Source organism: Roseburia sp. TF10-5, from assembly GCF_003462365.1.
Lineage (GTDB): Bacteria > Bacillota > Clostridia > Lachnospirales > Lachnospiraceae > Roseburia > Roseburia faecis.
The window spans coordinates 16,164-38,602 of sequence record NZ_QTYW01000016.1 but is presented as its reverse complement, the minus strand read 5'-3'; the positions used below and the strand labels follow the sequence as shown (position 1 = coordinate 38,602).

The following is a 22,439-nucleotide window of genomic DNA, read 5'->3' as shown; positions in this document are numbered from 1 at the left end:
TCAAACTGATCCTGAAAATGTTACCACAAAGGAAATTTTTGACCAGTATTTCTACGCGAAAAAGGCGGAAACCGCAACCAGGTTCCCGCCTTTTTTACTGCCATCCAAGCGATTAACAGCCTTCCGTATTCACTTCAATCTTATCAAGTTTCCAGATATCATCCACATATTCCTGAATGGTTCTGTCAGAAGAGAATTTACCACTGTGCGCAATATTTAAAATTGCAGACTTTGCCCACGCACTCTTGTTGGTGTAATAAACACCGATCTTCTTCTGTGCATTTGCATATGCACGGAAATCTGCAAGGATAAAGTAGCGGTCTGCTACCTGTCCCTGCTGTGGATTGAGCAGTGAGTTGTACAGCTCGCGGAACAACTCACGGTCATTATGAGAATACGTTCCATCTACCAGCTGGTTGACAACTTTCCTGATATCCTCATCGTTGTTGTAGATATCATATGGATTGTAATCATGATGCTGCTCATGTGCGATAACCTCATCTGCGCTCATACCAAAGATAAAGATATTGTCTGCACCGACTTCCTCGTACATCTCAACATTCGCTCCATCCATGGTTCCAAGTGTAATCGCACCATTTAACATAAACTTCATGTTTCCGGTTCCGGATGCCTCTTTACTTGCTGTGGAAATCTGTTCGCTGACATCTGCTGCCGCAAAAATCCACTCTGCAATGGATACACGGTAGTCCTCAATGAACACAACCTTGATCTTTCCGTTGATGGATGGATCATTATTGATTACATCCGCAACAGTGTTAATCAGCTTGATGGTCTTCTTTGCCGTACGATATCCGGCTGCAGCCTTTGCTCCGAAGATAAAGGTTCTCGGATAGAAATCCATGCCCGGATTTGCCTTGATCTGGTTGTACAGATACATCACATGCAGGATATTCATAAGCTGTCTCTTATACTCATGCAGTCTCTTAACCTGTACATCAAAGATAGAATTCGGATCGACTTCGATACCATTGTGCTCCTTGATATATTTTGCCAGACGGATCTTATTCTGCTTTTTGATCTCCAGAAATTCCTGCTGTGCTTTCGGATCGGTTGCATATTTTGTCAGATCCTCGACCTTCGCAAGACTTGTGATCCAGTCTTTTCCGACATGCTTTGTTACCCAGTCTGCAAGCAGTGGATTTCCATGTGCAAGGAAACGTCTCTGTGTGATACCGTTGGTTTTATTGTTAAATTTCTCCGGAAACAGTTCATAGAAATCACGAAGTTCCTGCTTCTCAAGAATCTCTGTATGCAGTCTTGCCACACCGTTGACAGAATATCCGGCAACAATTGCAAGATTTGCCATCTTCACCTGTCCGTCGTAGAGAATTGCCATCTTGCGCACCTTCTCCTCATTATCCGGATATTTTGCACGGATCTCTTCTACAAAACGGCGGTTGATCTCATCCACGATCTGATATACACGCGGAAGCAGTCTCTGGAAGATGTCGATCGGCCACTTTTCAAGTGCCTCTGCCATGATGGTATGGTTGGTATAAGCTACACAGTGTGTTGTGATCTCCCATGCCTCATCCCATGACATGCCTTCCTCATCCAGAAGGATTCGCATCAGTTCTGCAACAGCAACCGTCGGATGGGTATCATTCATCTGGAACGTTACCTTCTTTGGCAGATCATGCAGATCATTGTGATGTTTCTTAAAACGCTCCAGCGCACGCTGGATACTTGCGGAAACAAAGAAATACTGCTGTTTTAAGCGCAGTTCCTTTCCTTTTACGTGATTGTCGTTCGGATACAGCACCTCTACCAGGTTGCGGGCAAGATTTTCCTGCTCCACTGCCTGATCGTAATCTCCACGGTCAAAGGAATCCAGTGAAAACTCTTCCTTCGGCTGTGCATCCCAGATCATCAGGGAATCTACCACATGGTTGCCGTAGCCAACGATCGGCATATCATAAGGAATTGCAAGAACAGACTGATACCCTACCTGCTCAAAGTGCAGATTTCCGTCCTCCCCTGCGGTTTCTTCCACATGACCACCAAACTTGATCTCGTAGCAGTATTCCGGTCTGCGAAGTTCAAACGGATATCCATCCTTTAACCAGTTATCCGGTACTTCAACCTGAAATCCATCAATAATCTGCTGCTTGAACATACCGTAGCGGTAACGGATTCCACATCCATATGCGGCATAGCCCAGAGTAGCAAGAGAATCCATAAAACATGCTGCCAGCCGGCCAAGTCCGCCATTTCCAAGAGCCGGATCCGGCTCCTGGTCTTCAATGACACTCAAATCCAGTCCAATCTCTTCAAGTGCTTCTTTTACTTCCCCATAAGCCCCCAGATTAATCAGATTATTCCCCAGTGCCCTGCCCATCAGAAACTCCATGGACATATAATACAATATCTTAGGGTCATCTTTTTCAATGACCTGCTGTGTTGCCATCCATTCATCCATGACAACATCCTTGACAGCCAGTGAAACAGCCTGATAAATCTCCTGCTGTGTCGCTTCTTTCAATGTCTTACGATACATCGTCTTGACATTTTCTGTCACGGAAGCAATAAACTCCTTTTTACTAAACACTTTGTCTCGCATCAAAAGTCCTCCTCTGTGCTTGGTTTGCGTGACACTATTGTTTTTCCACTGCCAGCGTAACCTTCTCACCGTTAATGCTCCATTCTTTCTGATATCCGGCAAGTGTGCCTGCAGTGATAGCATTTGCAAGTACCTCTGTCTGGATCTTTTCTCCGTATTTATTGAAAATACCAGTTACCTTCTCGTCTGCTGTATAGGAAACAGCAATATGATCCATAACTTCAAAACCAGCCTCTTTACGCATGGTCTGAATCTTACTGATCAGTTCACGTACAAAACCTTCTTCGATCAATTCCGGTGTCAGTCTTGTATCCATAACAACTGTCACATTGTTATCCCCCTCGGTCACAAAGCCTTCGGCCTGTGTCATGGTAATCAGAAGATCCTCCTCCAATAATACAACCTCGGAACTTACACTGTCAAGTTTCAGACATCCGTTCTCTTTTAATTCTTTCATTGCAGCATTTCCGTCAAGTTCTGACAGGGCAGCCTGAATCTGTTTTAAATACTTACCATATTTCGGACCAACCGTACGAAGCTGCGGCTTGAACTGATAATCTGTATAAGAAGAAACATCATCGGTAAATGCCACATTTTTGACATTCAACTCATCGGCAATAATCTCTTTATAAAAATCACCCAGTGCTTCCGGTGCCTTGACATACATCTGACCAATCGGCTGACGGTTTTTGATATTGGCACTGTTCCGGCACGCACGTCCCATAACAACGATCTTTAATACCTCATCCATTGCAGTTTCCAGATCCTTGTCGATCATCTTCTCATCCACCGTCGGGAAGTCACACAGGTGAATACTTTCCGGTGCAGACGGATCAATGGAACATACCAGATTGCGATAAATATCTTCTGTCATAAATGGAATCATCGGTGCTGCCGCTTTGCTGATTGTAACAAGTGCGGTATACAATGTCATATAAGCATTGATCTTATCCTGCTCCATGCCTTTTGCCCAGAAACGCTCACGGGAGCGGCGGACATACCAGTTACTCATATCATCGACAAACTCCTGCAGATATTTTGCAGCTTCCGGAATCTTATAATTAGAAAGACTTTCATCCACACCAGCTACTGCAGAATTGAGCTTAGAAAGCAGCCACTTATCCATAACCGATAATTTGTCATACTCCAGCTTGTATTTTGTAGCGTCAAACTGGTCAATATTTGCATAAAGTACGAAGAACGCATAGGTATTCCAGAGCGTTCCCATAAACTTACGCTGGCCCTCAAGCACAAGCTTGCCGGAGAATCTCTTTGGAATCCATGGTGCGGATGCCGTATAGAAATACCAGCGGATAGCGTCTGCGCCGTATGTCTGCAGAGCATCAAACGGATCTACGGCATTTCCCTTGGACTTGGACATCTTCTGTCCGTTTTCATCCTGTACATGTCCGAGCACGATGACGTTCTCATAAGGTGCTTTGTTGAAAAGCAGTGTCGATTCTGCCATAAGAGAATGGAACCATCCTCTGGTCTGATCAACTGCCTCTGAGATAAATTTGGCCGGGAACTGCTGCTCAAATACTTCTTTATTTTCAAATGGATAGTGATGCTGTGCAAACGGCATAGCTCCGGAATCAAACCAGCAATCCAATACTTCCGGTACACGGTGCATATCCTTGCCACACTCCGGACACTTGATCGTCACCGCATCAATATATGGTCTGTGAAGTTCTACCTCTGCTGCCTTTGGATCACCGGCTTTTTCTGCTAATTCAGCGCGGCTTCCGATACATTCTCTGTGTCCGCACGCACACTCCCAGATGTTAAGTGGAGTACCCCAGTAACGGTTACGGGAAATTGCCCAGTCCTGAATGTTTTCCAGCCAGTTTCCGAAACGTCCGGAACCGATGGATTCCGGAATCCAGTTAACAGTGTTGTTATTGCGGATCAGATCATCCTTTACTGCAGTCTCTTTGATGTACCAGGACTCTCTTGCATAATAAATCAGAGGCTTGTCACATCTCCAGCAGTGTGGATACTCATGTTCAAACTTCGGAGCATCAAACAGCTGCTTTCTGGCACTTAAATCCTTTAATACTTCCGGATCGGCATCCTTTACCCACATACCGGCAAACGGTGTCTCCTCAGTCAGTTCTCCTTTTCCATTTACGAACTGTACAAACGGAAGGTCGTAGTTTCTTCCGACATTGGCATCATCCTCACCAAATGCGGGTGCGATATGAACGATTCCAGTACCATCGGACATCGTGACATAAGTATCGCAGGTCACAAAGAAGCCTTTCTTGCCCTGCTTATCTGCCAGTTCCTTTGCACAGGCATAAAGAGGCTCATATTCTTTACGTTCAAGATCCTGTCCCTTGTAGGTTTCAAGCACTTCGTAGGCTTTCTTTCCTGCCTCTTTATCCTCTTTGGAAAGAAGTGGAGAAAGCACCTTGTCTGCCAGTGCCTCTGCCAGATAATACGTATAACCATCTACTGCTTTTACCTTGATATAGGTATCATTCGGGTTTACACAAAGTGCCACGTTACTTGGCAGTGTCCACGGAGTTGTCGTCCATGCCAGGAAATAAGCATCTTCATCCACAACCTTAAAACGAACAACTGCGGATTTTTCTTTTACCAGTTTATAGCCCTGTGCCACCTCCTGTGCAGAAAGCGGAGTTCCACAACGCGGACAATACGGCACAATCTTAAATCCCTTGTAGAGAAGACCTTTGTTCCAGATCTCCTTTAACGCCCACCACTCAGACTCAATGAAATTGTCATCATAAGTGACATATGGATTGTCCATATCTGCCCAGAAACCTACCGTATTTGAGAAATCTTCCCACATACCCTTGTATTTCCAGACGGATTCTTTACACTTTTTGATGAATGGCTCAAGACCATATGCTTCGATCTGATCCTTTCCATCCAGTCCAAGAAGTTTCTCCACTTCGATTTCTACCGGAAGACCGTGGGTATCCCATCCGGCTTTCCGTGGAACGTACTTTCCTTTCATGGTCTGGAATCTCGGAATCATATCCTTGATGGTACGTGTCTCTACATGTCCGATATGTGGTTTTCCGTTTGCCGTAGGCGGTCCGTCATAAAATGTGTAAGTCTCGCCTCCCTTACGGTTCTCCATGGATTTTTTGAAGATATCATTTTCGCGCCAGAATTTTTCCGTTTCTTTTTCGCGATCGACAAAGTTCATATTGGTATCTACTTTGTTGTACATATTTTCCTCCTGCATTTATGATTCTGAAATAAAAAATCCCCACGTCCAGTAATTAGGACGCGGGGTCACGTTATACCACCTGATTACCATGTACTTAAATCCCTTATTCAAAAAGGATTTGCATACTTCGTTCCCATAACGCTGGAAATACGTCGAACTCTACTCTCCTGGGATTTCGATCCGCAACTCGGAAGTGATTTTCACTGTCATATTACTCGTATTGGCTCTCACCTGTTCCAACTCTCTTTGACTTTCCTATCACAGTTACTGTCTTCGTCTTCGTTTTTCACCTTTGGTTTTAAGTATAGTAATGATTCTTTCAGATGTCAAGTAAAATTCCTGTTCAGCCAGGCTTTCCATGCACAGTAATTTTCCAGTTCCCCGGATACCTGTTTCCGGTAAGCAAATCTCAACATCTCATAATAACAGTCATTCTCATAAATCGGATACTTCAGTTCCCAGTCATTGTCCGGATTTGTTCCATCCATATACACCAGTCCCTCTTCTGTAAACAGCACGATCCCATGCCTGCTTCGGATGCACTGCCCTGCGGCTTCCTCCTTTGCCAGTCTGCGTGCCAGTTCATCCGAATCTACCAGATTCGGATAATCCATACTGTAAATGGTTGCAAGCATCCGCAATTTTTTCACCTGACTTTCACTCTGCAGAAGCAGCCAGGTACCGGCATATCCATTACTGCGCATCTTCAATCCGTCAATCCCTGTCACCATTCCTGTCCATATATAGTAGTCCGGGTTGACCGGAAGAAAGCAAAGTTCTTCTATCCCTGTAAATGCACGCAGACACTCAAGCAGCAGAGCTCCCGCTTCAATAACATCAATCAGCCCGCGTTCCTTGTCTTCACAGACCACCAGCACACGGTTTCGCTTCTCATCTTTTTGCAATGTCGTAATTGCCGGGTCAAACGCAAAAAATGTGTTCAGTTTTTTATCATAAACGGCCCATGCATTATTTAATTCTTCGATCTCTTCCAACCGGTAATTATCATTTTCCACGGGGGACAGCATCCCCTGCGCCATCTTAAACAAACTATGCTCTGTGACATCCGAAACTGTGTGTTTGTCCGTCCAGTAATACCATTCAACCAGTGGGTTTTTGGGCTTTATCTCCCTAAGGATTCCCTGATTGATCCTTGACATAAGCTGCTGTCCCCTATCCATATCCTGATGAATGGTTTCCTGATTTACCAATGGTGCCAGATGAATGGTTGTATGACACCGAAATGAAATAATCGACATGTGAATACTCCTTTAATCTTTGTGTTTCCAGTTATACAGAAAATTTCCCAGTGAAGCCAGAATGATCAATCCATATCCTATCAGACTGTATCGATCCGGAATCTCCGCGAATAAAAGAAATCCAAGTAATGTTGCAAAAATAATCTGTGAATAATCAAAAATAGAAATTTTTCCGGCGGGTGCATAGGTATATGCTGCGGTGATCGTAAACTGTCCTCCCGCTGCAAAAAGTCCCGCAAGAAGCAGCGTCAACAACTGCCGCAGTGACATCGGCTGATAATGAAATATGATCCACGGTATCACAATAATACAGGAAAAGCAGGAAAAATAAAACACAATGACCGGTCCCTTTACTCCGTGTGTACCCATCTTCCGCACCATTGTATATGCGATTCCTGCACCCAGTCCTCCGCATACGCCAATAAGCGCAGGGATCAGATGTGCATTTTCAAACCCCGGTTTTACCACAAACAAACAGCCGACAAATGCCAGTATAACGCACATTGCCTGAGCTGGTTTTATCTTTTCTTTTAATAACAGGAAGGAAAAAATAATTGCAAAAAAGGGAGATAATTTATTTAAAATAGAAGCATCTGCCACCAGCAGGTGATCAATCGCGTAGAAATTACAAAGAATTCCAAGTGTCCCAAATGCACAGCGTAAAAACAGTGAACCCCACTGTGTTTTTTCCACCTTAGGTGCTGTATGATTTTTGATAAGAATAATTGCCGCAAAAAATGCAGCTACCAGATTCCGAAAAAAACTTTTCTGTACGGACGGCAGATCTCCCGCCAGCCGCACACTCACATTCATACACGCAAAAAAGAATGCCGACAAAATGATCATTATCATGCCACGTATATAATTTTCCTGTTTCATTGTACAATCACCTCAGATTTTTATTATAGAACCGGCATCCGTGATGCCAGTTTTATAATACCATACTTTTTCTTTTTTTGAAAATCTGAATTTTTACTTTGTACTGTTGTCATTTTCTGTATTGCTGCCGGATGAATTACCTGCCAAATGATTTTAGTTTTCCTGTTTCACTGGGTATCTTTGGGATGAAACTCCCATTTAAAAAGCACCAGCTTAACCTGCAGACATCTACAGGCCCAAGCTGGTGCTTATTCCCATATTATTTTTCTTTATGCGAACGGATTCTCCGTCGGATAAGGCAGAGATGCCGGCTGGTTGTAATTGATGTCCTCCATCGGAACCCCAATATACTTAAATACCTCAAACAGAGCCTTTCCGTAATGTCCGAATGCAACCGCTCCGTGATGCGGATAATTCTTCTCGATCAGAACGTGACGGTAGAAACGTCCCATCTCATGAATGGCAAATACGCCAATGCTTCCGAACGAACGGGTTGCAACCGGAAGGACTTCTCCCTGTGCCACATACGCGCGCAGCTTATTGTCGGAAGTGGACTGCAGGCGGTAGAATGTGATATCGCCCGGTGCAATATCTCCCTCAAGGGTACCGTTTGTTACTTCGACAGGAAGGCTTCTTGCCATGATCATCTGGTTTTTCATCTCACAGGATGCCAGCTTCTTTGAACAGGTATTGCCACAATGGAATCCCATAAATGTATCTTTATGTGTATAGTCAAACTTGCCCTCGATCGACTCTTTGTACATATCCTTCGGAACGGAGTTATTGATGTCGAGCAGTGTGACAGCATCCTCGCTCACGCAGGTACCGATAAACTCACTCAGTGCGCCGTAAATATCTACCTCGCAGGATACCGGAATGCCTCTTCCGGTCAGACGACTGTTGACATAGCACGGAACAAATCCAAACTGTGTCTGGAATGCCGGCCAGCATTTTCCTGCAATTGCAACATATTTGCGGGAACCTTTGTGCGCCTCAATCCAGTCAAGCAGTGTCAGTTCATACTGTGCAAGTTTCTCTAAAATCTCCGGCTTTTTGTTTCCCTCACCGAGTTCTGCTTTCATATCTGCAACAACCTCCGGAATACGCTGATCTCCTGCGTGGTTGTTGAATGCCTCAAACAGATCCAGCTCTGAATTTTCCTCAATTTCCACGCCCAGATTATAAAGCTGCTGGATTGGAGCATTGCATGCAAGGAAATTCATTGGTCTTGGTCCAAAGGAAATGATTTTTAAGTTTGCAAGTCCTTCTACTGCTCTTGCAATCGGTAAAAAGTCGTGAATCATATCTGCGCAATCCTCTGCATCTCCAACCGGATATTCCGGAATGTAAGCACCGACATTGCGAAGTTTTAAGTTGTAACTTGCATTTAACATACCGCAGTATGCATCTCCACGTCCCTGAACCAGATTGTTCTGGGACTCCTCTGCTGCTGCAACAAACATCTTTGGTCCATCAAAATATTTTGCAAGCATGGTCTCGGAAATTTCCGGTCCGAAGTTTCCAAGGTATACACACAGTGCATTGCATCCTGCTGCTTTAATATCTGCCAGCGCCTGCTCCATATGAATTTCACTCTCTACGATGCAGACCGGACACTCATAAATATCCTTTGCATCATACTTGTCTGTATATGCTTTGATCAGCGCCTTTCTGCGGTTTACGGAAAGAGACTCCGGGAAACAGTCACGGCTGACTGCAACGATACCTACTTTTACTTCTGGAATATTAATCATGATTTTGCCTCCTTGTTGTATGTAATCATTTTAATTTTTTGTTAGATACGATGATATGATTTTATTTTGCAAGTTCCAAAAACAGATCCCTGCATGCCGGATAAATCTTACGGAACTTCTGATAACGCTCTTCATATTTTGCTGCAAGCTCCGGTTCCGGTTCTACCGTATCAGTCAGTTTTACAATTGCCTCTGCTGCATCGCGGACGGTCGGGTATTCTCCACAAGCTACTGCTGCAAGCATTGCGCCACCCATTGACGGTCCCTGTTCATTTTCCGGAATATCTACCGGAATATTGAGCACATTTGCCACAATCTTTTTCCACAGCGGACTCTTTGCTCCTCCACCGCAAATACGGGTACGGGCAATATGAATGCCGAGTGAACGTGCCACCTCAAAAGAATCCCTTAAGGCAAATGCCACACCTTCGAGTACCGCCTGTGTCATATCCGCTCTGGTAGTATCCATGGTCAGACCGATAAAAGTACCTCTTGCATTCGGATCATTGTGCGGAGACCGCTCCCCCATCAGATATGGAAGGAAAAATACATGGTTTTCTCCAAGCTTCGTAATATTTTCCTGTTCTGCGCCATAATCCTTTGTGCCGATAATATCATCCATCCACCATTTATTACAGGATGCTGCGGAAAGCATGCAGCCCATCAGATGATAACTTCCATCCGCATGGTCGAACGAATGCAGTGCATTATTTTCGTCCACTCCGAATTTATCGGAAGAAATAAATACGGTTCCGCTCGTTCCCAAAGAAATGTTACATGCACCATCTCCAACGGTTCCGGTTCCCACAGCTGCTGCCGCATTGTCTCCGGCTCCGGCTACAATTTTTACCTGATCCGATACGCCGAGTTCCTTCGCCAGTTCCGGAAGCAGCGTTCCAACTTCCTCATAACTTTCGTATACTTTTGGAAGCCAGCTTGTTTTAATACTGCAGATCTCACACATTTCTTCTGACCAGCAGCGATTCTTTACATCAAAGAACAGTGTTCCGGACGCATCCGATACATCCGTACTGTAATTGCCGCTCAGGCGAAATGCCAGATAATCCTTTGGCAGCATAATTTTATGAATCTTTGCAAAATTCTCCGGTTCATTGTTTTTCATCCAGAGTACTTTCGGTGCAGTAAATCCGGTAAATGAAATATTGGCTGTGTATGCAGAAAGACGTTCCTTCCCAATTACCTGATTTAAATAATCGCACTCTTTTGTCGTCCTTCCGTCGTTCCAGAGAATTGCCGGACGAATCACTTCATCCTTATCGTCCAGTGCTACAAGTCCATGCATCTGTCCGCCAAAGCTGATGCCGGCAACCAGACTCCTGTCTGTACCATCCAGCAATTCCTTCAGTCCATCCATTGACTGTGTAAACCAGTCATACGGATTCTGCTCCGACCATCCCGGTTTTGGAAAACAGATTGGATATTCACGACTGACGATCTTTAAAATTTTTCCACTGCCCTCCATCAAAAGAAGTTTAACAGCAGAAGTTCCCAGATCAATTCCTATGTAATTCATGATAACCCTCAATTCTGAAATGTTAATTTTGTGCTCGTGCACGTTTCTACTCATATCCTACAACGATGCGCTGATATTTTCAACTGTTTTCCGAAATTTTTTCTCTTTTTCGTGATTTCTTCCAAACCGGTTGCGCTTATTTTGTGAAAAGCGTACAGTAACTTTCCCCGCTCTTGTCGTGCACGCACACATTTTCTGTATTTCAATTGACATTTTACCTTATCAATGCTACCCTTGTAAGAGTTATTCAGGAAAAATTCAACAAGGGGGAACGACATGGCCACTATAAAACAGATTGCTGAAATGGCAGGTGTTTCACGCGGTACGGTTGACCGTGTACTGAACAACCGCGGTTCCGTCAATGCCAATACTGCAGCCCGTGTACGTGAAATTGCAGAAAAATTAAACTATAAACCCAACAAAGCAGGACTAATGCTTGCTGCACAGAAAAAGAATCTGAAAATCGGTGTTATTTTATTTCCCGATTCCAATCCTTTTTTCAGTGAAGTCCTTGAAGGCGTAAATGCCAAGGCAAAAGAATTATCTGCCTATAATTTCACCGTTCTTATCCGTCAGGTTCCATTTGATGAGACCGAACAATTTAATACCATGGAAGCACTGCTTGCGGAAGGCATCAACGGATTAGTTATCGCACCATTCAATTCTTTATATATTGCCGCAGAAATCGACCGCCTCACAGAAATGAACATTCCGGTCATCACCGTAAACACCGATATTCTGTCCCGCAGGATCGCATATGTCGGAAGTAATTACCGCCTGTCCGGACAGACTGCTGCCGGACTGGTTTCTCTGATGACATTCGGGGAAATTCATATTGGTATTGTAACCGGTTCGTCACATGTACTCTGTCACTCCGATCGTATCGAGGGTTTCACTTCAACGCTTTCCGAAAAGGGCGAACGTATTCATATCGTGGAAACAATAGAAAATCATGATGATGATAATGAAAGTTATGAAAAAGTCAAAGAAATGCTGGCTTCACACCCCGAAATCAATGTGCTGTATTTTGCAGCCGGCGGTGTAGCAGGCGGATGCCGTGCCGCAGTCGAAAGCGGCCGGATCGATGCCATGCGTATCTTTACTTACGACTGTGTTCCTTCCACAAAAAAACTGCTCGATGATGGCATTATCACTGCTACCATCTGCCAGCAGCCATACAAGCAGGGATACCTTCCGGTAGAATTGCTCTCCCGTTATCTGATTGAGGGCATCTCCTGCGAAGAATTCCACTACACAGACATCGATATACGAATAAAGGAGAACCTGTAAAACAGGTTCTCCTTTTTATAACTCCCGGCTAGAAAGAACTCTTTCCTTCTTCCAGTTTCTGCTCATACTCTTCAAAATACTGATAAAACGGACTGTCCGGGTCCTGCATTTTTTCCGCAATATTCACAGCATAAAGCGAAACGGCAATCCCAAGAACAATCGAAATCACTGCTGTAATAATTCCACCAATCGCCAGCCCCTTTTTCTCGTTCTTTACCATCTGCACAATACCGAAAATAATCGCAAGCACTGCCAGAATATAATTAATGCAGCATGCAAATGTAAAAACAGATAAAATTCCAAGAACCAGTGAGGCAATTCCAAATCCGGTTCCTGTTCCCTTTGCCTGTGTCTGTCCGTAATATGCCTGCTGATATGCATTCGGCTGTGACTGTTCACTCTGATATGCCTGCTGGTACGCAGTCTGTCCATACGCATATGCCGTATTGTCCGGCTGCGGATTTTCCTCTGCCGATGTTGCTCCATAAGAAGTCTCCGGCTGTTCCTGCGTCATCTGTGATGTTTCATTCTGTACGATCTCATTTTCCGGTGCCGTATAATCCTGAAAGTTTGTTTCCTCCGGTGTTTTTGAACCGTTTTCGTTTGTTGTAAACTCGTCGCTCATTCCATCCTTCTCCTTTTTATTCTTTCTCTGACTTCTTATCAATAATCACAATAGTAGTCATTTACTCATTATAATTATTCTGTCCCCAAAAATCAACAGGTTCATAGTCCTGTAGTTTTGCAAGGAGCCCCTTCTTCTGCAATTCCTCCTGAATCATATCCAGAATTTCCACGCGTTCCGCCCGGACCGTATGATAATGATATCCGGAAGTAACATTTTTCAACAGACTGGATTTCCCGGAACGGATCTCCTCCATATAATTGCGGATATCCATACGGGATTTGATATTCATCTCTGCCCGAAGCACTCCGTATACCTTATGATATACAAATACATCCTCAACGGTTCCTCCGAGATCCACAATCGTTGTCAGCTCTTTTTCAACCTCATCATCTTCATGCTGTACCTTAAATACACGGGTTGTCTCCTCATCTTCCTGTATCAGATACCCCCGGTTGGTCGAAAATATATTTTTTCCATTTGCCCGAAGAAGTGCAACATCCTGCACAATGACCTGTCTGCTCACGTCAAATTCTTTTGCCAGTGTCGTGGCAGAAACTGCTTTGTCACTGTTTTTTAGTGCCTGTATAATTTTTCCACGCCTTTCTTCCCCGCTCATTTCTGGAATCCCACCTTCTTTAATTTTCTACCGGATGCAGATTTTTCAAAGAAATATCCAGGATCGGAGCCGAATGTGTCAGTGCTCCGCTGGAAACATAATCTACGCCAAGCCCGGTCAGTCTTGCAATATTTTCTTTCGTCACATTTCCGGAAACTTCAATCTCTGCCCGTCCGTCAATATAGGCGATGGCTTCTTTCAGCGCATCGGTGTCCATATTATCCAGCATGATAATATCCGCACCTGCCTCCACAGCTTCCTTTACCATATCCAGATTTTCTACTTCTACCTCAATCTTACGGACAAACGGTGCATACTCCTTTGCAGCAGCAATCGCTTCTTTTACTCCGCCTGCAGCTCCGATATGATTATCTTTCAGCAATACCCCGTCGGAAAGATTATATCTGTGGTTATTTCCACCACCGATTCTTACTGCATATTTTTCAAAAATACGATTGTTTGGTGTTGTCTTTCTGGTATCCAGAAGTTTGATTCCGGTTCCTTTTAATAATTCTGCCACGGAATGTGTGTAGGTTGCAATTCCGCTCATACGCTGCAGATAATTCAGTGCGGTACGCTCTCCGCATAAAAGGGTCCGGATATCGCCATGCACTTTTGCCATAAGCTGTCCCTTATGAACTTCTGCTCCATCCTGCACAAAGAATTCAACGGTTGTCTTTTCATCGAGAAGGGTAAACACTCTCTCGAATACCTGCAGACCACAGATAATGCCATCTTCTTTGCAGATAAGATCCACTTCTCCTGCCTGTGGATGAGGCATGACACTGTTTGTGGAGACATCCTCACTTGTGATATCTTCTTTTAAAGCACTGAGAATCCATGGATCTACATTTAATTTTAAAGTTACCTGATCGTACATCTTTTTCTCCTGATTTTCTTATTTTATTTTATCCGACCTGTGCACACTGCTTGCGAAATGCAACCGTTGCTTTTGTCCTTGCATCCTGTACCTGCTGCATCTTTGCATCTGCCGCGATAATCGCTTCCCGTACATATTCATGATACCGGCTCGCCAGTGCTGCAGCATCCGCATAGATACTCCGGTCAATTGCCGCAAACAGTTCCGGTGCTGTGGAAATCTTTTCCTTCTGCTCACTCATCTGCTTTGCCGCCCGTTTTGCAAATACAAGGCTTTCCAACAGGGAATTACTTGCCAGACGGTTTTTTCCGTGTACTCCGTTACATGCCGTCTCTCCCACAGCATACAGACGTTCCATGGACGTATGGCTTTCGTGATCTACCCATACCCCACCCATGAAATAATGCTGTGCCGGTACCACAGGAATGCATTCTTTGGTTACATCATACCCCATTTCACGGCAATGTTCCACAATATTCGGGAAATGTTCCATCAATTCTTCTCTTGGAATGGTACGCAGATCTTCCCATACATGATCTGTTCCATCTTTTGCCATCTGCTTATAAATTTCTTCTGCCAGCAGATCACGCGGCAGCAGCTCATTGACAAACCGTTTCTTATTCTTGTCATAAAGCTTTGCCCCTTCTCCGCGGACAGATTCCGAAATCAGAAAACTGCGTTCCTCTTCGTCCGGCGAATAGAATGTGGTCGGATGAATCTGTACATAATTCACATCTTTCAAACGGATTCCATGTTTGATGGAAAGTGCAAGGGCATCTCCGGTCAGATGACGGAAATTAGTCGAATGACGATATAATCCTCCGATTCCTCCACATGCCCAGACGGTATGCTCCGCTTCCACCGTTTCAATTGTACCGTCCTCCCTGCGGATTACGGCTCCGTAACAGCAGTTATCCTTCGTCACAATATCTACCATCCTGGTATTTTCCAATATGGTAATATTCGGACACTTGCGGGTAGCTGCAAGCAGCTTGCTTGTAATTTCTTCTCCTGTAATATCCTCATGAAAAAGGATACGCTTGTCCGAATGTGCTCCCTCTCTGGTAAATGCAAGATTGCCATTCTCGTCATGGGCAAAATCCACGCCAAATCCGATCAGGTCATGAATCACATCCTGTGACGAACGGATCATAATCGATACGGATTCCCGGTCATTTTCATAATGTCCCGCTTTCATCGTATCCTCAAAATAACTGTCATAATCACTGTCATCCTTAAGCATACAGATTCCTCCCTGTGCAAGGTAAGAATCACTGCTCTTAACATCTGACTTTGTAATAATTGTAATCTGTTTCTCCCGCGGAAGATTTAATGCACAGTATAAACCGGAACATCCACTTCCCACGATCAGAATATCTGTTTTCATTTTTGCCACCTTCTGTATGTATATTTCAATAGTGTTTGACATGCAGTATAGCACATATCTTTACAGGTGACAAGACAGTAAACTTTTTTAATTAAATCCAACCACTTTTTGCGACAGACGATATGCCGCAACCGAAATTTTTCTTCCGCTTCTTCCCGGCAGATTCATGGTCTGTCCCATAATGCCTCTGCGCAGGCGGTGAAACAGGCCGATATCCTTGTTTTTGATATATCGCCACAATTCACGCTTTTTCTCAAGGTTTTCTTCTGTACCGGAACGCAGCAGCATAACCGTCGTGACAACCGTGATAATTTCCAGATAGTTTATCATATAATGCCGACATTTATAATTGGACACTTTATTCAGATCCACATCGTCAATCATGATCTTATTCACACGGATCTGCTGGTCAATCCGGCTGATCATCACCTTCTCATTGACGGACTGATCCTCTCTTCCGATAAAATAACGGTAAAAATCCACATCCATATAATACATCGTCCGCACATGCGGCAATGGCTTATATACATAAATGTTATCCACATAAAAAGTATGTTTCGGCAGTTCAAGTCCACATTCCCGGAGAAGTTTTGTACGGTAGATCACGGAATGCATCAGTATGTAATGTCCTTTATAAAAATGCCGCACATCACTCCAGGTAAAGATCTGATCTTTCGGAAAACCGGTCTGACGCATGACCCGCTTGTGTTTTGCCCCTTCCTTCTCATATACATAATTTGCCAGAAGCATATCAAGTGCCACACTTCCCCCTGCAATCTCCCTAAGCTTTGCAAGAATCGCCTGATAAGCGTTCCAGTCTACCCAGTCATCACTGTCCACTACCTTAAAATATAAACCGGTTGCATTGCGGATTCCCGCATTCACAGCTTCTCCATGTCCCCCGTTCTCCTGATGAATTGCTTTTACAATCGTTGGATATTTTTCGGCATATTCATCTGCAATCGCAGCGGTATCATCCTTTGATCCGTCATCCACAATCAAAATCTCCACATCTTCCCCTCCCGGAAGAATCGATTCAATGCAGTGACGCATATAATCCTGTGAATTGTAACACGGTATTGTAAATGTTAATAATTTCATATGTTTTCCCTTCGTACAAACCTGCTGAAAAAATAATTGATAGACCTATTATAAATGAGAATTTATAAACAGTCGAGAGATATTATCTTAACATTTGCTTAATCTTTTTCCATTGTTATTTTTGTTCATAATTTATTTACAAATCTCTCATAAACTCCACACACCGGCGTCATAATTGCAAACTATACTTTAGTCATACCTAAGAAATAAACTTTTTCTTTTTCATAATCCTCGCACCGCAAGGCGCGAGGTCCTCCCTTTTTTAGAGATTAATTTTTTCTCATAACACATAAAAAGAGCTGTCCTGTCCGGACAGCTCTTTTGCTTACTCTTTGATTTCCATCTTAATGGCATTCCAATACGCGGAAAAAGCACTGGGAACTGCATAGTTTTCCACTGCTTTCTGTGCCTCAGTAAATAAAATATTTTCTTTTGGTGCCGTAGTTTCTTCTACGAGAACCACATAGGCATGCATATGCCACTCCACATGGGAAAAAATGTGTCTGGCCGGTGCAAGTGCATGTATCCGTATCGGTGAAAACCCCTGGTTTTTCACATATTCCAAAGCCTCCTGCTGCTCTAAGATACCCGAAACATTCGGAAGTTCATACAAGCCTGCTAAAAGCCCCTTCGCCGGCCGCTTGCGCAATGCCACATGTTCTCCGTCCCGGATAACAAACACCGTGCGCTCCTCGATTCTGCGCGCTTTTGCTCTGGTTTTCACCGGAATCGTGTCAATTTTATCCTGCAGACGTGCCTCACAGAATCCATACCATGGACATCCCGGACAATGCGGTGCCCCATTCGGCACACACACCATTGCGCCTAACTCCATCAGTGCCTGGTTAAATTTGCGCGGAATCAGACCATTCGTTACTTCCGTTTCCATCATCGCCTGCAGGCTGCGCTCCATCGCACTGCGAACCGACTGCTTCATGATATCCGAATCATCTGCGCACACACGGGAAATCACCCGCAGCACATTCCCGTCCACCGCCGGAACCGGCCGGTTATAGGCAATCGAAGCTATCGCTCCTGCCGTATAGCTTCCGATGCCTTTCAGGCGAAGCAGTTCTTCCACCGTATCCGGAATTGTCCCGCCATACTGCTCCATAATCTGTTCCGCTGCGGCATGCAGATTCCGGACACGGTTGTAGTAACCAAGTCCTTCCCACAGTTTCAGATAACGATCCTCCGGACACGCGGCAAGCGCCTCCACATCGGGAAGCGCCTCCATAAACCGTGCAAAGTAAGGTTTAACGGCTTCTACCCTTGTCTGCTGTAACATGATCTCAGAAATCCATACTTTATATGCCTTCGGATCATCTCTCCAGGGGAGTACGCGGGCATGCCCATCAAACCAGTCCTGCAATGGCTTTACCAGCTTCTTTAATTCAAAATCCGCTACCATATTACACCCGCAGGAAAAACGCACGATATCCCGGAATCTCAAATCCACCATTCAATGCAATTTTTTCTCCGGTGATCAGGTCGGTGGCTTCCACTGCTCCGGCATCAAATCCTGCATAAAACGGACTGTCTGCCGCATTGATCGCAACGTAGACGCGTTCCCCTTCCCATTCTCTTTCAAACACGCACTGTCCATTGGTCAGAACTTTAGATATAAAGTTTCCATACTGCAGTGCTTTGGACTGTTTCTTTGCCTCTGCCAGTTTGGAAATCCACTCTGTCAGATCATTCCACTCCGGTTTCTCAAACGCTGGACGAAGTGCCGGATCTCCATCTTCTTTGCGTCCTTCTGCGCCCCACTCACTTCCGTAATATACGCATGGGATTCCCGGCATCCCAAAAGCAAGCGCGTAAATCAGCGGCAGATGATTTTTATTGGTCAGAATGGAGGCCACACGGGTCACATCATGATTATCCACGAAAGACAACAGGTGTTTTCCCTTATATAACGTCCAGTTTTCCGGTCCGAACTGACGAAGCAGTGAATGATTGATCTCAAACATGTTCATGCAGTTAAAGCTGGAATACAATCCCTTGTAACACTCATAGTTCGTCACCGAATGCAGCATTTCATCGTTCATCAGCTGGTTATAATCCCCATGCAGTGTCTCTCCGACAAGGAAAAAGTCCGGTTTTAATTCATTACAGAAACTGCGCAGTCTGCGCACAAAATCATGATCCAGACAATATGCCACGTCCAGCCGCAGTCCGTCAATATCAAATTCGTCTACCCATCCTTTGATGGCAGAAAAGATATGCTGGATCACCTCTTCATTGCGCAGGTTCAGTTTGACCAGATCATAGTTTCCTTCCCATCCCTCATACCATAAGCCGTCATTGTAGTTGGAATTTCCGTCAAAGGCAATGCGTCCGAACCAGTTCACATAAGGTGACTGCTCCCGGTTTTTCAAGACATCCTCAAATGCCCAGAACCCTCTTCCCACATGGTTGAATACACCGTCAAGTACCACGCGGATTCCTTCTTTGTGCAGATTGTTACATACATTTGCGAAATCCTCATTTGTACCCAGGCGGGTATCAATCTTTGTATAATCTCTGGTATTGTATCCATGTGTGTCCGACTCAAATACCGGAGAAAAATAAATGGCATCGGCCCCTAATTTTTTAATATGAGGAATCCAGTCATTTACTTTTTCAATTCTATGTTCCAGCACACCGTCATTTTCAAATGGTGCTCCGCAGAACCCAAGCGGATAAATCTGATAAAAAACACTTTCGTAAGCCCACATATATTTATTAATTCTCCTTTCGGCTTTCTATCATTTTATGTTACATTTCATCCGGCATGATAATGGCCGCAATGATGTATGCAATCAGTCCACTGCCGCCCGCAAGTGTAAAGATCACCCAGATCAGACGAATCACGGTCGGATCTACGTCAAAATAGTTTGCGATTCCGCCACATACTCCACAAACCTTTTTATCTGTACTGCTCTTGTATAATCTTTTCTTCATAGTATTTCCCTCTTTTCTGAAAATCTGCAATTGTCAGGATAGTTTCAGTATACACAATCCTGAATAAAATTTCCACTGTCCCTTCAACTGTTCATGCCTGGTTAAAAAAACTTTAAGGATTTTTGCAAAATCAAAAGAATGCATAACAATTTGCAAGATAGATCGATGTTGTATGAACTGTTCTGTGATAAAATCAAGAAAATAATGAAAAGATTACCAGGAGGGGAGAGATACCATGCAAACCTGTACTTTAAACGGGAATAAAAACAGCACCGGATCCACTTTCCCGGATTCCGGCGCTGTCTTTTGTTTACAGATGTTCTTCCAGTAAAAGGACATCCCATTTTTTCAATTTCATTCCGTGTTCTGTCATCTTTCCGCTGATCATGTCTTTCTTTCCGGTCAGACTCTCCGGCAGAATCTGCTCCTCATCCGTAAAGTTCATGACAAAATAGAATCGCGTGGTATCACTGACGCGTGTGACAACTTCAAGTCCGGTTTCTTCCGGGATAACGGATGAAACTCCGGCCTCCTGGACTGCCTGATCCAAAATCTTTGCAAGCCCTTCTTCCTCAAACTGGGTTGCAATATAATATGTGGTACCTTTTCCGTATGTATTCTTCGATGCTGCCGGCATTCCCGCATAGAAATCTTCCTCATAAGAGGCAAGTGCTTTCGCACCCTCTAAATGCATCAGATCACACAGAAGACCGCATGCTGCTGTACTGCCGTCTGCAAACTTTGCCTTATTTTTCTGTTCCGGTGCAAGGGCATCAATCTCCTCAACCCATACCCCCGCCATCTCGCGGAGCGGTCCCGGATAACCGCCCAGATATACATTATCCGACTGTCCGACAATTCCGCTCATAAACGTAGTAATCAGAATACCGCCATTTTTCACAAAATTCTCCAGCGCTTCTTTCATTCCATCCTTTACCATATAAAGCACCGGCGCCACAACAATCTTGTATTTTGAAAAATCCGCATCCACAGGAATCATATCCACACCAATATTCTTTTTGTAAAAATACTGATAGTACTGATGAATCTGATCCACATATTTTAAATCCTCGGACGGACCGCTGGTGTACTCCAATGCCCAGTAATTATCCCAGTCGAAAATCAGTCCGACTTCCGCTTCATTGCGTGATCCCAAAGTACGGTCTCCAAAGCTTTCCAGCTCCGCGCCAAGCTGAGCCACCTCACGGAAAACACGGGTATTTTCACTTCCTGCATGTGCAATCACAGCGCCATGGAATTTCTCACATCCGCCCACACTTCTGCGAAGCTGGAAAAACTGGATCGTGTCTGCCCCATGTGCCAGTGTCTGATAACTTTGTGCCCGCATCTGCCCCGGACGTTTCAGGGAATTGTATTTCTGCCAGTTCTGCTGGCTTGGTGTCTGCTCCATCAGCATAAACGGCTCATTTTTTAAACCGCGCATCAGATCGTGTGTCATGGCAATGCTGCTCCACGGCGTATCATAGGAAGGATAATTATCCCAGGATACAACATCCATCTCTTTTGCCCATTTGAAATAATCAAGTCCTTTAAACGTTCCCATCAGGTTTGTGGTAACAAATGCATCCGGTTTCACACTCTTTATAGCGTCGCGCTCCATCTTGAAGCACGCTAACTGGCTGTCCGAATAAAATCTGCGATAATCAATGGAAATACCTGCGAAAGCGGTTTTTTCACTTCCGATTCCGTCACTTAACGCATTTGGCGGTACCACATCATCCCAGTCGTAAACGGTATGTCCCCAGAATTCCATATTCCAGGCCCTGTTTAATGCATCAATTGTCTTATACTTATCTTTCAGCCACACACGGAATGCCTTCTGACAGTTCTCACAGAAACACTCGTTTCCATATTCGTTGCTGACATGCCAGCAGGTCACATGTGGATTGTCTGCATAGCGCTCTGCCAGTTTATATGCCAGTTCACGCGCATAATGTTTAAACACAAAAGAATTCGGGCAGGCATTGTGACGGCCGCCAAATTTGTGCTGTCTTCCTTCATAATCGGTAAACATCACTTCCGGATATTTACGCACCATCCATCCCGGAAGGGCTGCCGTGGACGTGGCAAATACGATATCGTAATTTTCTTTCGAAAGCATATCCACGATCTCGTCAAGCTCATCAAAATAATATTCATGCTCCGACGGCTGGATCTTTGCCCATGAAAATACATTGATTGTCGCGGTATTGATGTGTGCATCCTTAAAAATGCGCATATCTTCCTGCCAGATATCCTTCGGCCACTGATTCGGGTTGTAATCTCCTCCGTAGAGGATTCTCTTAAAATGCGTGCTCATAGTTTTCTCCTTTTCTTTTCGATTCTGAATTTATGTCTCATTTTTTGTTTTCGTTGATTTTT

General features: G+C 44.4%; 16 protein-coding genes. 1 reads left to right on the top strand and 15 read right to left on the bottom strand.

The window, feature by feature from the left end:
- Window positions 1-112: 112 nt before the first annotated feature.
- The 6 genes from DXD06_RS13010 to xylB form a co-directional block, all read right to left on the bottom strand.
- Window positions 113-2,581, bottom strand: coding sequence for a glycogen/starch/alpha-glucan phosphorylase (locus tag DXD06_RS13010; RefSeq protein ID WP_117832331.1), 2,469 nt, complete (start codon window positions 2,579-2,581; stop codon window positions 113-115).
- Between the two features lie 34 nt (window positions 2,582-2,615).
- Window positions 2,616-5,783, bottom strand: coding sequence for an isoleucine--tRNA ligase (gene ileS / locus DXD06_RS13005; RefSeq protein WP_117832329.1), 3,168 nt, complete (start codon window positions 5,781-5,783; stop codon window positions 2,616-2,618).
- A 326-nt stretch (window positions 5,784-6,109) separates the two neighbouring features.
- Window positions 6,110-7,042: a hypothetical protein gene (locus DXD06_RS13000; RefSeq protein ID WP_117832327.1), complete on the bottom strand. Its 933-nt coding sequence runs from the start codon at window positions 7,040-7,042 to the stop codon at window positions 6,110-6,112.
- 12 nt (window positions 7,043-7,054) lie between these two features.
- Window positions 7,055-7,921: a DMT family transporter gene (locus tag DXD06_RS12995; RefSeq protein ID WP_117832325.1), complete on the bottom strand. Its 867-nt coding sequence runs from the start codon at window positions 7,919-7,921 to the stop codon at window positions 7,055-7,057.
- Between the two features lie 269 nt (window positions 7,922-8,190).
- Window positions 8,191-9,675 carry an L-fucose/L-arabinose isomerase family protein gene (locus tag DXD06_RS12990; RefSeq protein WP_117832323.1) on the bottom strand — a complete coding sequence of 495 codons (1,485 nt, stop codon included), beginning with the start codon at window positions 9,673-9,675 and terminating at the stop codon, window positions 8,191-8,193.
- 61 nt (window positions 9,676-9,736) lie between these two features.
- Window positions 9,737-11,209 (bottom strand): xylulokinase, encoded by a 1,473-nt coding sequence (gene xylB / locus DXD06_RS12985; RefSeq protein ID WP_022046339.1) that lies wholly within the window; start codon window positions 11,207-11,209, stop codon window positions 9,737-9,739.
- Between the two features lie 276 nt (window positions 11,210-11,485).
- On the opposite strand from xylB, the gene DXD06_RS12980 reads away from it, so the two are divergent.
- Window positions 11,486-12,499, top strand: coding sequence for a LacI family DNA-binding transcriptional regulator (locus DXD06_RS12980; RefSeq protein ID WP_117832320.1), 1,014 nt, complete (start codon window positions 11,486-11,488; stop codon window positions 12,497-12,499).
- Between the two features lie 28 nt (window positions 12,500-12,527).
- Here DXD06_RS12980 and DXD06_RS12975 read toward each other — a convergent pair whose 3' ends face one another.
- From DXD06_RS12975 to DXD06_RS12935, 9 genes are all read right to left on the bottom strand, one after another.
- Complete coding sequence (locus tag DXD06_RS12975) at window positions 12,528-13,124, bottom strand: DUF4190 domain-containing protein (RefSeq protein WP_055261698.1); 597 nt, start codon at window positions 13,122-13,124, stop codon at window positions 12,528-12,530.
- Window positions 13,125-13,185: 61 nt separating this feature from the next.
- On the bottom strand, window positions 13,186-13,743 hold the full coding sequence (locus DXD06_RS12970; protein WP_022046342.1) for a transcription repressor NadR: 558 nt from the start codon (window positions 13,741-13,743) through the stop codon (window positions 13,186-13,188).
- A 19-nt stretch (window positions 13,744-13,762) separates the two neighbouring features.
- Entirely contained in the window at window positions 13,763-14,623 is an 861-nt protein-coding gene (gene nadC / locus DXD06_RS12965; protein ID WP_117832318.1) for a carboxylating nicotinate-nucleotide diphosphorylase, read from the bottom strand.
- Window positions 14,624-14,651: 28 nt separating this feature from the next.
- A complete protein-coding gene (locus DXD06_RS12960) occupies window positions 14,652-16,010 on the bottom strand; it encodes an L-aspartate oxidase (protein ID WP_117832316.1) in 1,359 nt (452 codons plus the stop codon).
- Window positions 16,011-16,097: 87 nt separating this feature from the next.
- Complete coding sequence (locus DXD06_RS12955) at window positions 16,098-17,111, bottom strand: glycosyltransferase (protein WP_117832314.1); 1,014 nt, start codon at window positions 17,109-17,111, stop codon at window positions 16,098-16,100.
- 325 nt (window positions 17,112-17,436) lie between these two features.
- Window positions 17,437-18,573: an A/G-specific adenine glycosylase gene (gene mutY, locus DXD06_RS12950; protein ID WP_330418207.1), complete on the bottom strand. Its 1,137-nt coding sequence runs from the start codon at window positions 18,571-18,573 to the stop codon at window positions 17,437-17,439.
- Window positions 18,524-19,831 carry an alpha-amylase family glycosyl hydrolase gene (locus DXD06_RS12945; protein WP_117832310.1) on the bottom strand — a complete coding sequence of 436 codons (1,308 nt, stop codon included), beginning with the start codon at window positions 19,829-19,831 and terminating at the stop codon, window positions 18,524-18,526. Before DXD06_RS12945 ends, mutY begins: the two co-directional genes overlap by 50 nt.
- A gap of 40 nt (window positions 19,832-19,871) precedes the next feature.
- Window positions 19,872-20,057, bottom strand: a complete 186-nt coding sequence (locus DXD06_RS12940; protein WP_055261692.1) for a PspC domain-containing protein — start codon at window positions 20,055-20,057, stop codon at window positions 19,872-19,874.
- 310 nt (window positions 20,058-20,367) lie between these two features.
- Window positions 20,368-22,377, bottom strand: coding sequence for a beta-galactosidase (locus tag DXD06_RS12935; RefSeq protein ID WP_117832308.1), 2,010 nt, complete (start codon window positions 22,375-22,377; stop codon window positions 20,368-20,370).
- Window positions 22,378-22,439 lie beyond the last annotated feature (62 nt).

What these genes read in the sequence shown, in the direction of transcription:
- DXD06_RS12940 (WP_055261692.1), bottom strand. Translation starts at nt 20,057, where the DNA reads ATGAAGAAAAGATTATACAAGAGCAGTACAGATAAAAAGGTTTGTGGA.
- xylB (WP_022046339.1), bottom strand. Translation starts at nt 11,209, where the DNA reads ATGAATTACATAGGAATTGATCTGGGAACTTCTGCTGTTAAACTTCTT.
- DXD06_RS12955 (WP_117832314.1), bottom strand. Translation starts at nt 17,111, where the DNA reads ATGAAATTATTAACATTTACAATACCGTGTTACAATTCACAGGATTAT.
- DXD06_RS12945 (WP_117832310.1), bottom strand. Translation starts at nt 19,831, where the DNA reads ATGTGGGCTTACGAAAGTGTTTTTTATCAGATTTATCCGCTTGGGTTC.
- DXD06_RS12980 (WP_117832320.1), top strand. Translation starts at nt 11,486, where the DNA reads ATGGCCACTATAAAACAGATTGCTGAAATGGCAGGTGTTTCACGCGGT.
- DXD06_RS12990 (WP_117832323.1), bottom strand. Translation starts at nt 9,675, where the DNA reads ATGATTAATATTCCAGAAGTAAAAGTAGGTATCGTTGCAGTCAGCCGT.
- mutY (WP_330418207.1), bottom strand. Translation starts at nt 18,573, where the DNA reads ATGGTGGATTTGAGATTCCGGGATATCGTGCGTTTTTCCTGCGGGTGT.
- DXD06_RS12935 (WP_117832308.1), bottom strand. Translation starts at nt 22,377, where the DNA reads ATGAGCACGCATTTTAAGAGAATCCTCTACGGAGGAGATTACAACCCG.
- DXD06_RS12995 (WP_117832325.1), bottom strand. Translation starts at nt 7,921, where the DNA reads ATGAAACAGGAAAATTATATACGTGGCATGATAATGATCATTTTGTCG.
- DXD06_RS13000 (WP_117832327.1), bottom strand. Translation starts at nt 7,042, where the DNA reads ATGTCGATTATTTCATTTCGGTGTCATACAACCATTCATCTGGCACCA.
- DXD06_RS12960 (WP_117832316.1), bottom strand. Translation starts at nt 16,010, where the DNA reads ATGAAAACAGATATTCTGATCGTGGGAAGTGGATGTTCCGGTTTATAC.
- ileS (WP_117832329.1), bottom strand. Translation starts at nt 5,783, where the DNA reads ATGTACAACAAAGTAGATACCAATATGAACTTTGTCGATCGCGAAAAA.
- nadC (WP_117832318.1), bottom strand. Translation starts at nt 14,623, where the DNA reads ATGTACGATCAGGTAACTTTAAAATTAAATGTAGATCCATGGATTCTC.
- DXD06_RS12970 (WP_022046342.1), bottom strand. Translation starts at nt 13,743, where the DNA reads ATGAGCGGGGAAGAAAGGCGTGGAAAAATTATACAGGCACTAAAAAAC.
- DXD06_RS12975 (WP_055261698.1), bottom strand. Translation starts at nt 13,124, where the DNA reads ATGAGCGACGAGTTTACAACAAACGAAAACGGTTCAAAAACACCGGAG.
- DXD06_RS13010 (WP_117832331.1), bottom strand. Translation starts at nt 2,581, where the DNA reads ATGCGAGACAAAGTGTTTAGTAAAAAGGAGTTTATTGCTTCCGTGACA.